We start from the raw sequence: 12,987 nt of genomic DNA on the forward strand, positions 1-12,987 counted from the left end.
CGGATCACACGGGGGCATCACCCCACCACGCTCGCGGTACCAATCCATCCCCGCGAACCGCGACGCGCCAACCCTCTGCGCCGCCTCCGCGACCGTCAGCCCCCCGCGTACAAGACACCAGAACTCACGACGAACCTGCTGCGGAAACACCCGCCGAGCCGCCATCACAAAACACCCCTTCATCACAAGGTGTTGCATCCAGACCTTGAACCCAAGCGCGCCGAACGTGGCTCACGCACCGCCCGAGGACGTACGCCAGCGCGGCGACCGCGGGAGCGGTGGCCCAGCCACGTTCGCGGCGCGCCGAAGGTGGCTCACGCACCGCCCGGTGGGGTCAGCGGCTGCGGCGGTAGGCCGGCGCGGCCCCGTCGATGGCGTCGCCCATCCGGTGGATCCGCAGCGCGTTGGTCGAGCCCGGGATGCCGGGCGGGCTGCCGGCGATGATCACGACGAGGTCGCCCTTCTTCACCCGGCCGATGTGGAGCAGCGCCTCGTCGACCTGGCGGACCATCTCGTCGGTGTGCTCCACGTCAGCGCCGAGGAACGTCTCGACGCCCCACGTCAGCGCGAGCTGGGAGCGGGTGCGTGCCGCGGGGGTGAAGGCGAGGACGGGGACGGGGCCGCGGTAGCGGGAGAGCCGCTTCGCGGAGTCGCCGCTGACGGTGAAGGCGACGACGTACTTCGCCTCGACGCGCTCGGCGACCTCGGCGGCCGCCTTGGCGATGATGCCGCCGCGGGTGTGCGGCTGCCACGCCACGGCCGCCATGTGGCTGAGCCCGTGCTCCTCGGTGGACTGCACGATGCGGGCCATCGTCTCGACGGCGACGATGGGGTGCTCCCCCACGCTCGTCTCGCCCGACAGCATCACGGCGTCGGCACCGTCGAGCACGGCGTTGGCGACGTCGCTCGCCTCGGCGCGCGTCGGCGCCGGGGAGGTGATCATCGACTCGAGCATCTGGGTGGCGACGATGACGGGCTTCGCGTTGCGGCGGGCCTTGTCGATGATGAGCTTCTGGTGGATCGGCACGTCCTCGAGCGGGCACTCCACGCCGAGGTCGCCGCGCGCGACCATGATGCCGTCGAAGGCGTCGACGATCTCGTCGATGTTGTCGATCGCCTGGGGCTTCTCGATCTTGGCGATGATCGGGACGAAGATGCCCTCGTCGCGCATCACGGCACGTACGTCCTCGGCGTCGCCGGCGTGGCGCACGAAGCTCAGCGCGATGAAGTCGACACCGAGGTTAAGCGCCCAGCGCAGGTCCTCGGTGTCCTTCTCCGACAGCGCCGGGACGGACACGGCGACGCCGGGCAGGTTGATGCCCTTGTTGTTGGAGACCTTGCCGGGCACGACGACCTCGGTGACGACGTCGGTGTCGTCGACCGAGACGACCTTCAGCCGGACCTTGCCGTCGTCGATCAGGAGCGGGTCACCGGGCTTCACGTCGCCGGGCAGACCCTTGTAGGTCGTCCCGCAGATGTCGACGGTGCCCTCGACGTCGCGGGTGGTGATGGTGAAGGTGGCGCCACGCTTCAGCTTCACCGGCCCGTCGGCGAACCGCTCGAGGCGGATCTTCGGCCCCTGCAGGTCGGCGAAGATGCCGATCGCGTGGCCGGTGTCGTCGGAGGCCTGCCGGACCAGCCGGTAGACAGCCTCGTGGTCGGCGTACGCCCCGTGGCTCATGTTGAGCCTCGCGACGTCCATGCCGGCCTCGACGAGGGACCGGATCCCCTCGGGGGTGTTCACCGCGGGACCGAGGGTGCAGACGATCTTTGCTCTACGCACGTGCTTCACCCTATCGGAGATTGGATCGTTCCAAAGCCCCTGACCCGCGCCGCGCGGTGGGTGAGGCAGGTTTTCGCGAGGAGAAACCTGTCTCACTCACCGCACGCGACGGTTCAGACGACGAGCGGACGCTCGTGCGGCTTGATCGGTGCCGGCAGCGTGGTCGAGCCGGTGAGGTAGGAGTCGACGGCCGCGGCCGCGCTGCGACCCTCGGCGATCGCCCAGACGATCAGCGACTGCCCGCGACCCACGTCGCCGGCGACGTAGACGCCCGGCACGGAGGCGGCGTACGACGCGTCGCGCTTGACGTTGCCGCGCTCGTCGAGGTCGACCCCGAGCTGGTCGATCAGGCCGGGGCCCTCGGGGCGGGCGCGCTCCGGACCGGTGAAGCCCATCGCGAGCAGCACCAGCTGTGCCGGGATGTCGCGCTCGGTGCCCTCGACGGGCTGGAACTTCGCGTCGACCTCGACCAGCCGGAGCGAGGCGACGTGGCCGTCGGCGTCCCCGACGAACTCCTGCGTCGACACGGCGTAGACCCGGTCGCCGCCCTCCTCGTGGGCCGAGGACACCCGGAAGGTCATGGGGTACGTCGGCCACGGCTGGCCCTCGGGCCGGTCCTCGCCGGGCTGCGGCATGATCTCCAGCTGCGTGATCGAGCGGGCGCCCTGGCGGATCGACGTGCCGAGGCAGTCGGCGCCGGTGTCGCCGCCGCCGATGATGACGACGTCCTTGCCGGTCGCCACGATCTGCTCCGTGCCGTCGGCGGTCGGGGCCTCCCCGAGCGCGACGCGGTTGGCCTGCGGCAGGAACTCCATGGCCTGGTGGATCCCGCCGAGCTCGCGGCCCGGGACGGGAAGGTCGCGCGCGGCGGTCGCCCCCATGGCGAGCACCACGGCGTCGTAGCGGTCGAGCAGCTTGTCGCCGGTCAGGTCGCCGCCGACGTCCACCCCGGCGCGGAAGACCGTGCCCTCACGACGCATCTGGTCGAGGCGCCGGTCGAGGTGCTTCTTCTCCATCTTGAACTCGGGGATGCCGTAACGCAGCAGCCCGCCGATCTTGTCGGCCCGCTCGTAGACCGCGACGGTGTGACCGGCGCGGGTGAGCTGCTGGGCAGCAGCGAGACCGGCGGGGCCGGAGCCGATCACGGCCACGGTCTTGCCCGAGAGCCACTCCGGCGGCTGGGGGCGGACGTAGCCCGAGCCCCAGGCGCGGTCGATGATCGAGACCTCGACGTTCTTGATGGTCACCGGGTCCTGGTTGATGCCCAGCACGCAGGCGGTCTCGCAGGGGGCCGGGCAGAGGCGGCCGGTGAACTCCGGGAAGTTGTTGGTCGCGTGGAGCCGGTCCATCGCGCCGTCCCAGTCGTCGCGCCAGACCAGGTCGTTCCACTCCGGGATGATGTTGCCCAGCGGGCACCCCTGGTGGCAGAACGGGATGCCGCAGTCCATGCAGCGCCCGGCCTGGGTGTTGATGATCGGCAGCAGCGCGCGGCCGATGCCGTCGGGGTAGACCTCGTCCCAGTCCTGGACGCGCTCGGCGACGTCGCGACGGGAGGCGACCTCGCGGCCGTGCTTCAGGAAGCCCTTCGGGTCAGCCATGCTGGTTCACCTTCTTCGCAGGAGAGTGGGTCGTCGGGTGGGTGCGGGGTGCCCTGCGGTCAGCCATGGAGCACCTCCATGATCCGGGCGGCGGCCTCGTCCTCGCTGAGGCCGTCCTCCAGCGCCTCCTCGCGGGCCTCCAGCACCCGCTTGAAGTCGCTCGGCATCACCTCGGTGAAGCGGGCGAGGGAGGCGTCCCAGTCGGCCAGCAGCGAGGTGGCCACGGCGGAGCCGGTCTCCTCGGCGTGCTGCTCGACCAGGGCCTTCAGCTCGTCGGCGCCCTTGCCGGTCACCGGCGCGAGCTCGACCAGCTCGGGGTTGACCCGCTGCTCGTCGAGGTCGAGCACGAACGCGTAGCCACCCGACATGCCGGCGGCGAAGTTGCGGCCCGTGGGACCGAGGACGACGACGATGCCGCCCGTCATGTACTCGCACCCGTGATCGCCGACACCCTCGACGACGGCCGTGGCGCCCGAGTTGCGGACGCAGAACCGCTCGCCGACGCGGCCGCTCAGGAAGATCTGGCCGGACGTCGCGCCGTAGCCGATCGTGTTGCCGCCGATGATCTGCTCGGCCGCCTCGAACGTCGCGGCCCGGTCGGGCCGGACCACGAGCCGGCCGCCGGAGAGGCCCTTGCCGACGTAGTCGTTGGCGTCGCCCTCGAGCCGCAGGGTCACCCCGCGCGGCACGAACGCACCGAACGACTGCCCGGCCGAGCCGGTCAGCGTGATGTCGATCGTGCCGTCGGGAAGGCCGTCACCCCGGTAGCGCTTGGTGACCTCGTGGCCCAGCATCGTCCCGACGGTGCGGTTGACGTTGCGGATCGCGACCTGGGCGCGGACGGGCTCGCCGCTCTCGAGCGCCGGGGCGGCGATGGCGATGAGCTCGTTGTCGAGCGCCTTGGCGAGGCCGTGGTCCTGCGTCTTCGTGTTGCGGAGGTCCTGGTGCTCGAACTGGCCGAACTCCCCGTGGGCCGAGGCCTGGTGGAGGATCGGCGTGAGGTCGAGCCCCGAGGCCTTCCAGTGGTCGACGGCACCGACCACGTCGAGCGTGCCGACCTGCCCGATCGCCTCGTCGAGGCTGCGGAAGCCGAGCTCGGCCAGCAGCTCGCGGACCTCCTGGGCGATGAACTCGAAGAAGTTCACGACGTAGTCGGCCTTGCCGTTGTAGCGCTCGCGCAGGACCGGGTTCTGGGTCGCGACGCCGACCGGGCAGGTGTCGAGGTGGCAGACCCGCATCATGATGCAGCCGCTGACCACGAGCGGCGCGGTCGCGAAGCCGTACTCCTCCGCCCCGAGCAGGGCGGCGATCATCACGTCGCGGCCGGTCTTGAGCTGGCCGTCGGCCTGCACCACGATCCGGTCGCGCAGACCGTTGAGCAGCAGCGTCTGCTGGGTCTCGGCCAGGCCGAGCTCCCAGGGACCGCCCGCGTGCTTGAGCGAGGTGAGCGGGGAGGCACCGGTGCCGCCGTCGTGGCCGGACACCAGCACGACGTCGGCGTGCGCCTTGGACACGCCCGCCGCGACGGTGCCGATGCCGACCTCGGAGACGAGCTTCACGTGCACCCGCGCCGACGGGTTGGCGTTCTTGAGGTCGTGGATCAGCTGCGCCAGGTCCTCGATCGAGTAGATGTCGTGGTGCGGCGGCGGGCTGATCAGGCCCACACCGGGCGTGGAGTGCCGGGTCTTGGCCACCCAGGGGTAGACCTTGTGACCGGGCAGCTGGCCGCCCTCGCCGGGCTTCGCGCCCTGCGCCATCTTGATCTGGATGTCGTCTGCGTTGGTGAGGTACTCCGACGTGACACCGAAGCGACCGGAGGCGACCTGCTTGATCGACGAGCGGCGCTCGGGGTCGTAGAGCCGGTCGGGGTCCTCGCCGCCCTCACCCGTGTTGGACTTGCCGCCCAGCCGGTTCATCGCGATCGCGAGGGTCTCGTGCGCCTCCTGGCTGATCGAGCCGTAGGACATCGCGCCGGTGGAGAAGCGCCTGACGATCTCCGAGACGGGCTCGACCTCATCGATGTCGATCGGGTCGCGGACCCCGTCCTTGAACGTGAACATGCCGCGCAGCGTCATCAGGCGCTCCGACTGCTGGTTCACCCGGTCGGTGTACATCTTGAAGATGTCGTAGCTGCCGGACCGGGTCGCGTGCTGGAGCCGGAAGACCGTCTCCGGGTCGAACAGGTGCGGCTCGCCCTCGCGGCGCCACTGGTACTCCCCACCGACGGCGAGCTCGCGGTGCGCCGGCGCGATGCCGCCACGGGGGTACGCCGTCGCGTGACGGCGGGACACCTCCTCGGCGATCGTGTCGAGCTCGATGCCGCCGAGCTTGGAGGTCGTGCCGGTGAAGTAGCGGTCGATGACGGCCTGGGACAGCCCGACCGACTCGAAGATCTTCGCGCCGGTGTAGGACGCGACCGTCGAGACGCCCATCTTGGACATCACCTTGAGCACGCCCTTGCCGAGCGCCTTGATCAGGTTGGCGACCGCCTTCTCGGCGTCTACCTTGACGTAGTAGGCCTCGCGGGCGAGGTCCTCCACCGACTCCATGGCGAGGTAGGGGTTGACCGCAGCCGCGCCGTAGCCGACCAGCAGGGCGACGTGGTGGACCTCGCGGACGTCGCCGGCCTCGACCAGCAGGCCGACCTGGGTGCGGGTCTTCTCCCGGACCAGGTGGTGGTGGACCGCGCCGGTGAGCAGGAGCGACGGGATCGGTGCGAGCTCGGCGGTCGAGTGCCGGTCGGAGAGCACGATGATGCGCGCGCCCTCGGCGATGGCCGCCGACACCTCGGCGCACAGCTCGTCGAGGCGGGCCTCGAGCGCCGCTCCCCCGCCCTCGACGGCGTACAGGCCGCGCACGACGTGCACCTGGAAGCCAGGCATGTCGCCGTTGCGGTTGATGTGGCGGATCTTGGCCAGGTCGTCGTTGGAGAACACCGGGAACGGCAGCACGATCTGGCGGCACGAGGCCGGGGTCGGCTCGAGCAGGTTGGCCTCCGGGCCGATGGACCCGCTGAGCGAGGTCACGAGCTCCTCGCGGATCGCGTCGAGGGGCGGGTTGGTGACCTGGGCGAACAGCTGCGAGAAGTAGTCGAACAGCATCCGCGGCTTCTCGCTCAGCGCGGCGATCGGCGTGTCGGTGCCCATCGAGCCGAGCGCCTCTCCCCCGGTGTTGGCCATCGGGCTCAGCAGGACGCGCAGCTCCTCCTCGGTGTAGCCGAAGATCTGCTGGCGACGGGTGACCGAGGCGTGCGTGTGCACGATGTGCTCGAGGTCGTCGATGTCGTCGAGGTGGATCTGCCCGGCGTGCAGCCACTCGTCGTAGGGCTGCTCGGCGGCGAGCTGGCTCTTGATCTCCTCGTCCTCGATGATGCGATGCTCCTCGGTGTCGACGAGGAACATCCGGCCCGGCTGCAGGCGGCCCTTGCGGACCACCGTGGCGGGGTCGAGGTCGAGCACGCCGACCTCGGAGGCGAGCACGACGAGGCCGTCGTCGGTGACCCAGTAGCGCGAGGGCCGCAGGCCGTTGCGGTCCAGGACCGCGCCGATCTGGGTGCCGTCGGTGAACACCACGCACGCCGGACCGTCCCACGGCTCCATCAGCATCGAGTGGAACTCGTAGAACGCACGTCGCTTGGCGTCCATCTCGCGGTGGTTCTCCCAAGCCTCCGGGATCATCATCAGCACCGCGTGGGGCAGCGAGCGGCCGGCGAGGTGCAGCAGCTCGAGGACCTCGTCGAACGAGGCGGAGTCCGAGGCGCCGGGCGTGCAGATCGGGAAGATCCGCTCGAGGTCGCCGGGGATCAGGTCGCTCTCGAGGAGCGCCTCGCGGGCGCGCATCCAGTTGCGGTTGCCCATCACGGTGTTGATCTCGCCGTTGTGGGCGATGAACCGGAACGGGTGCGCCAGCGGCCAGCTCGGGAAGGTGTTCGTGGAGAAGCGCGAGTGCACGACCGCCATCGCGGAGGCGACCCGCTCGTCGGTCAGGTCGGGGAAGACCCGGTCGAGCTGGTCGGTCGTGAGCATGCCCTTGTAGGCGAGGGTGCGCGAGGAGAGCGAGGGGAAGTAGACCTCGGTCTCGGACTCGGCGCGCTTGCGCAGGCAGAAGGCGCGCCGCTCCAGTGCCATCCCGCTGACCCGGGAGCCACGGCCCGCGACGAAGACCTGAGCGAAGCTCGGCATCACGCTGCGCGCGGTGGCGCCGAGCGTGCTGTCGTCGACCGGCAGCTCGCGCCACCCGAGGACCGTGAGGCCCTCCTCGTCGGCGATCTCCTCGATCCGCTGGCGGGTCTTGGCCACGACCTCGGCGTCACCGGGCAGGAACGCGGTGCCGACGGCGTACGCCCTCGCGGGCGGGAGCTCGAAGTCGACCACCTCGCGGAGGAAGGCGTCGGGGACCTGCATCAGGATCCCGGCGCCGTCGCCGGAGTTCACCTCGGCGCCGGCGGCACCTCGGTGGTCGAGGTTGCGCAACGCGGTGAGCGCCTTGGCCACGATGTCGTGGCTGGCCTCACCGGTCAGTGTCGCCACCATGGCGACTCCACAGGCGTCCTTCTCGTGGCGAGGGTCGTAGAGACCCTGGCTCGGCGGGAATGCGTGCATGGAGGCATTCTCCCGTCGTCGTCTCCGCACGCCGCAGACCTGGATCTTGCTGGGTCCACGACAGGCGAGGGGGTGGAAGTTACCGCTGGGGACGACGTTGGCCCGAGCAAGACGGAACCTATCACCGGCGGGAGCCGCCGGCGCCCCGTGTGTCAGGCCGTGGGACCGGCGGGACGTCCGTCCTGGGTGGGCTCGACGCGGTCGGCGCCGTCCGCTGACCTCGCCTCGTCGGCCTCATCGGTCTCGTCCGTCCCATCGACCTCGTCCGAGTCCTCGTCGGAGGCCTTGCCCGAGCTCTCGTCAGATGCCTCGGCGTGCTCGACGTCGGGCTCGCGGGTGCGGACGACCTCCTCGCGGCCGGGGTGGCGCACGGCCGACCAGATGAACCAGATCGCCGCGAGGACGAACAGCACGATGGAGGTCCACACGTTGAGCCTCAGGCCCATGACGTCGTCCATCTGCACGTCGTCGATGCGGAGGTTCTCGATCCAGCCGCGGCCGAGCGTGTAGAGCATGATGTAGAGCGCGGCCACCCGGCCGTGGCCGAGGCGGAAGCGGCGGTCGAGCCAGATGATGAGGGCGAAGGCCGCCAGGTTCCACAGGCACTCGTAGAGGAACGCCGGGTGGAAGGTCGCCTGGTCGAGGTACTGCGACGGCCGGTGGGCGACGTCGATCTCCAGCCCCCACGGCAGGTCGGTGGGCCGGCCGTAGAGCTCCTGGTTGAACCAGTTGCCCCAGCGCCCGACCGCCTGCGCCACGAGCACACCGGGAGCCAGCGCGTCGATCAGCGGCAGCATCTTGATGCCCTTGGTCCGCGCGCCGAGCCACAGCCCGAAGGCGCCGAGGGCGATCGCCCCCCACACCCCCAGGCCGCCGCGCCAGACGTACAGCGCGGTGATCGGGTTGCGGCCCTCACCGAAGTAGAGCTGCCAGTCGGTCATCACGTGGTAGAGCCGGCCGCCGACCAGGCCGAAGGGCACCGCCCAGATCGCCAGGTCGCTGACCTCCCCCGCGATCCCGCCGCGGGCGACCCAGCGCCGCTCGCCGATCCAGATCGCGAGCACGATGCCGAGGATGATGCTCAGCGCGTAGCCGCGGATCGGGACGGGCCCGAGGTTCCACACGCCGTCGGCGGGGCTCGGGATGGACATCAGGGTCACGAGGGGCGATCCGATGACGGACGGCACGGTCAGCATGGGGAGCATCATCCTTCGTCGAGCAACATCGTGACGTCGCGGGCCAGCTGGGCCTGCGAGACGTCGTGGTCCCACATGATCGGCGCCTGGTCGTCGGCGTCGATGGCGTAGACCCGGGTGCCGTGGGTGACGTCGTAGCCGCCGCTGGGCAGCTTGTCGCCCTTCTCGACCCCGACGGCGAGGCTCTTGCCCACCTCGACGATGTCGTCGAGGTCGCCGGTGAGGCCGATGATGGTCGGGTCGAACGCGCTGACGTAGTCCTGCGTCACCGCCTCGTCGTCGCGCGCCGGGTCGGTGGTCACGAAGACCACGTCGACCCGCTCCTTCTGCTCCTCGTCGAACCGGGTGAGGGTGCCGGCGAGCGTCGCCATCACCTGGCCACAGATGTCGGGGCAGTTGGTGTAGCCGAAGAAGACGAGCGTGAGGTCCTTGTCGGTGTCGTCGGCCAGGCTGAAGGACGCGCCGTCGGTGTCCACCAGCGGCGTCGCCGACACCTCGAACGGCGGGTCGAGGACGGTGCCGGTCAGCTCGCTCGACTCCGCTCCCCCGCCGCAGGCCGCCAGCAGCGCCAGCAGCGGGACCACGGCGAGTGCCCTAGCGCGCACGTCGTACGCCCTCCGCGAGGTCGGCGGTCAGGCTGCGCAGTGCCTCGAGGCCGGCGGCCTCGTCGCCCTCGTGGTCGAGCAGGCAGCGGACGAACGCCGAGCCCACGATCACGCCGTCTGCGAAGCCGGCGACCTCGGCCGCCTGGTCGCCGTTGCTGACCCCGATGCCGACTGCCACCGGGACATCGCCCGCGGCGCGGACCCGTCGCACCAGGGGGCCGGCCAGGTCGGACGTGGCATCGCGCGCGCCGGTGACGCCCATGACGGCTGCGGCGTAGACGAAGCCGCGGCTCTCGGCGGCCGTCATCGCGATGCGCTCGTCGGTCGAGCTCGGCGCGACGAGGAAGACCTTGTCCAGGTCGTGCTCGTCAGCGGCGGCGATCCACTCCGCGCCGTAGTCAGGGGTGATGTCGGGCGTGATCAGGCCGGCACCGCCGGCCCGGGCCAGGTCGGCGGCGAACCGCTCGACGCCGTAGCGCTCGACGGGGTTCCAGTAGGTCATCACGAGGGTGGGCACGCCCGTCGCAGCGACCTCCTCGACCACGCGGATCACGTCGGCGGTGCGGACCCCGCCGTCGAGGGCGGCCTGGGCGGCGGCCTGGATCGTGGGCCCGTCCATCACGGGGTCGCTGTAGGGCAGGCCGATCTCGATGGCGTCGCAGCCGGCCTCCACCATCGTCCGCATCGCCCGGATCGAGCCGTCGACGCTCGGGTAGCCGGCGGGGAGGTAGCCGATCAGGGCGGCCCGGTCCTCGGCCCTCGCGCGCTCGAAGGCGGTGCTGGTCGAGGTCACTGCTGCGCCTCCGTGTCGAGGTCGGACGCGACGTCGGCCTCGACCTGCTCGAGGTCGGCGTCGGACCCGAGGTCGGCGTCACCGAGGCCGAACCACTCGATGGCCGTGCCCATGTCCTTGTCGCCGCGGCCGCTGAGGTTGATGATCACCGTCGCGTCGGGGCCCTTCTCCTCGCCGAGCCGCTTGGCGACGTCGAGCGCACCGGCGATGGCGTGGGCGGACTCGATGGCCGGGATGATCCCCTCGGTGCGGCTGAGCAGCGCCATCGCCTCCATCGCCTGGGCGTCCGTGACGGGGGTGTACGTCGCCCGCCCGGCCGCGGCCAGCCACGAGTGCTGCGGTCCGACGCCCGGGTAGTCGAGGCCGGCGGAGATCGAGTGGGACTCGACCGTCTGGCCGTCGTCGTCCTGGAGCACGTAGGTGCGGGCACCGTGCAGCACGCCCGCCTCGCCGGCGTGGATGGTCGCCGCGTGACGGCCCGTCTCGACGCCGTCTCCCCCGGGCTCGAAGCCGTGGATCTCCACGCCCTCGTCCTCGAGGAACGCGGTGAACAGGCCGATGGCGTTGGAGCCGCCGCCGACGCACGCCGCGACGGCGTCCGGGAGGACGCCGTACTGCTCGAGGCACTGGGCTCGCGCCTCGTCGCCGATGCCGCGGCAGAAGTCGCGCACCATGCTCGGGAACGGGTGCGGCCCGGCTGCGGTGCCGAAGAGGTAGGCGGTGCGGTCGACGCTGGCGACCCAGTCGCGCAGCGCCTCGTTGATCGCGTCCTTGAGCGTGGCGCTGCCGGACTCGACCGGGACGACCTTGGCGCCGAGGAGCTGCATGCGGGCGACGTTGAGCGCCTGGCGCCGGGTGTCGACGGCTCCCATGTAGACGGTGCAGTCGAGGTCGAACCACGCGGCCGCGGTGGCGCTGGCCACGCCGTGCTGGCCGGCACCGGTCTCCGCGATCACCCGCGTCTTGCCCATCCGCTTGGTCAGCAGCGCCTGACCGAGGACGTTGCGGATCTTGTGGGCCCCGGTGTGGTTGAGGTCCTCGCGCTTGAGCAGCACGCGCGCACCGACGAGGTCGGAGAGCCGCTCGGCGTGGTAGAGCCGGCTCGGGGTGCCGGCGTAGTCGCGCAGCACCCGCTCGAAGGTGCCGACGAACGACTCGTCGGCCATCGCCTCGCGCCAGGCGTCGGTCAGCTCGTCCAGCGCGGCGACGAGGGCCTCGGGCATGAAGCGCCCGCCCCACGTCTCGCCGAAGTAGCCCCGCTCGTCGGCGTCGTACCTGCCGGTCCCGCTCTTCTGCACGCTCGCCTGGATGTTCGACTGCACGCTCACGGCGCCGTCACTCCTGTCATTGCTCGTACGGCGGCCTCGGGGTCGCCGTCCTTGACCAGTGCCTCGCCGACCAGCACCACGCCTGCTCCCTCGGAGACGAAGCGCTGGACGTCGGCCACGCCGGTGATGCCGCTCTCGGCGACGAGGACCGCGTGGCCCTGCATCTGGGGGGTGAGGCGCCCGAAGACGTCGGGATCCACCTCGAGGGTCTTGAGGTTGCGGCTGTTGACGCCGATCAGCTCGGCCTCGAGAGCCAGCGCACGCTCGGCCTCCGCCTCGTCGTGCACCTCGACCAGGACGGTGAGCCCGAGCTCGGTCGCCTCGTCGTGCAGGCGGCGGAGGGTGTCGTCGTCGAGCGCGGCGACGATCAGCAGCGCGAGGTCGGCGCCGGCGGCGCGGGCCTCCACGAGCTGGTAGCTCTCGACGATGAAGTCCTTGCGCAGGATCGGCGTCTCGACGGCGGCCCGCACGGTGCGCAGGTCGTCGAGGCTGCCGCCGAAGCGGCGCTCCTCGGTCAGCACGGAGATCGCTGCGGCACCACCGCGGGCGTAGGCCTGCGCGAGGGACGCCGGGTCGGGGATGTCGGCGAGGGCGCCCTTGCTCGGGCTGCGCCGCTTGACCTCCGAGATCACGCTCGAGCCAGCCGCGCGGAAGTGCGGCATCGGGTCGCGCGGCGGCGAGGCGTCGGCGAGGCGGGCTCGCAGCTCTCGCAGCGGGAGCGAGGCCTCGCGGCGGGCGAGGTCCTCGCGTGCTCCCGCGACGATGTCGTCGAGGACGGAACCGGTCGCTGGCATGCCCTCAGCCTCTCACCCGGGCCCACTCTGTCCGGGGCCGGTGCCCAGTGGACGGACCTGCCCCGTGGTCGATCCGGGCTCAGTGCTCGGAGGAGTTGAAGCCGAGCCTGGACAGCACGAGGAACAGCGGGAACGCGACGACGGCGATGATGATGCCGATCCAGAGCAGGGTCATCTGGGTCGGGACCTGCAGCAGGGCGACGCTGCCGACGACGAAGCCGAGCATCGCGATCGCCACAGCGGTCCAAGCAGCGGGGGTGTTGCCGTGGCCAGCAGCCATCGTTGGTGC

General features: G+C 71.1%; 9 protein-coding genes. All 9 read right to left on the minus strand.

Annotated features, from left to right (window positions below; genetic code table 11):
* Positions 1-334: 334 nt before the first annotated feature.
* The gene (pyk, locus tag ACXJKB_RS16315; RefSeq protein ID WP_457190170.1) at positions 335-1,783 is read right to left on the minus strand and encodes a pyruvate kinase; all 1,449 of its coding nucleotides are present in this window, start codon (positions 1,781-1,783) and stop codon (positions 335-337) included.
* Positions 1,784-1,896: 113 nt separating this feature from the next.
* The gene (locus ACXJKB_RS16320) at positions 1,897-3,381 is read right to left on the minus strand and encodes a glutamate synthase subunit beta (RefSeq protein ID WP_457190172.1); all 1,485 of its coding nucleotides are present in this window, start codon (positions 3,379-3,381) and stop codon (positions 1,897-1,899) included.
* A gap of 59 nt (positions 3,382-3,440) precedes the next feature.
* On the minus strand, positions 3,441-7,982 hold the full coding sequence (gltB, locus tag ACXJKB_RS16325; RefSeq protein ID WP_457190174.1) for a glutamate synthase large subunit: 4,542 nt from the start codon (positions 7,980-7,982) through the stop codon (positions 3,441-3,443).
* A 152-nt stretch (positions 7,983-8,134) separates the two neighbouring features.
* Entirely contained in the window at positions 8,135-9,142 is a 1,008-nt protein-coding gene (gene lgt, locus ACXJKB_RS16330; protein ID WP_457190367.1) for a prolipoprotein diacylglyceryl transferase, read from the minus strand.
* 44 nt (positions 9,143-9,186) lie between these two features.
* Entirely contained in the window at positions 9,187-9,783 is a 597-nt protein-coding gene (locus ACXJKB_RS16335) for an SCO family protein (RefSeq protein ID WP_457190176.1), read from the minus strand.
* On the minus strand, positions 9,773-10,576 hold the full coding sequence (trpA, locus tag ACXJKB_RS16340) for a tryptophan synthase subunit alpha (protein ID WP_457190178.1): 804 nt from the start codon (positions 10,574-10,576) through the stop codon (positions 9,773-9,775). Before trpA ends, ACXJKB_RS16335 begins: the two co-directional genes overlap by 11 nt.
* A complete protein-coding gene (gene trpB / locus ACXJKB_RS16345; RefSeq protein ID WP_457190369.1) occupies positions 10,573-11,874 on the minus strand; it encodes a tryptophan synthase subunit beta in 1,302 nt (433 codons plus the stop codon). Before trpB ends, trpA begins: the two co-directional genes overlap by 4 nt.
* 26 nt (positions 11,875-11,900) lie before the next feature.
* Positions 11,901-12,698, minus strand: a complete 798-nt coding sequence (gene trpC, locus ACXJKB_RS16350) for an indole-3-glycerol phosphate synthase TrpC (protein WP_457190180.1) — start codon at positions 12,696-12,698, stop codon at positions 11,901-11,903.
* Between the two features lie 79 nt (positions 12,699-12,777).
* Positions 12,778-12,978: an HGxxPAAW family protein gene (locus tag ACXJKB_RS16355; RefSeq protein ID WP_191195797.1), complete on the minus strand. Its 201-nt coding sequence runs from the start codon at positions 12,976-12,978 to the stop codon at positions 12,778-12,780.
* Positions 12,979-12,987 lie beyond the last annotated feature (9 nt).

The organism is Nocardioides sp. P5_E3 (assembly GCF_054049275.1).

What these genes read in the sequence shown, in the direction of transcription:
- trpC (WP_457190180.1), bottom strand. Translation starts at nt 12,698, where the DNA reads ATGCCAGCGACCGGTTCCGTCCTCGACGACATCGTCGCGGGAGCACGC.
- gltB (WP_457190174.1), bottom strand. Translation starts at nt 7,982, where the DNA reads ATGCACGCATTCCCGCCGAGCCAGGGTCTCTACGACCCTCGCCACGAG.
- ACXJKB_RS16320 (WP_457190172.1), bottom strand. Translation starts at nt 3,381, where the DNA reads ATGGCTGACCCGAAGGGCTTCCTGAAGCACGGCCGCGAGGTCGCCTCC.
- ACXJKB_RS16355 (WP_191195797.1), bottom strand. Translation starts at nt 12,978, where the DNA reads ATGGCTGCTGGCCACGGCAACACCCCCGCTGCTTGGACCGCTGTGGCG.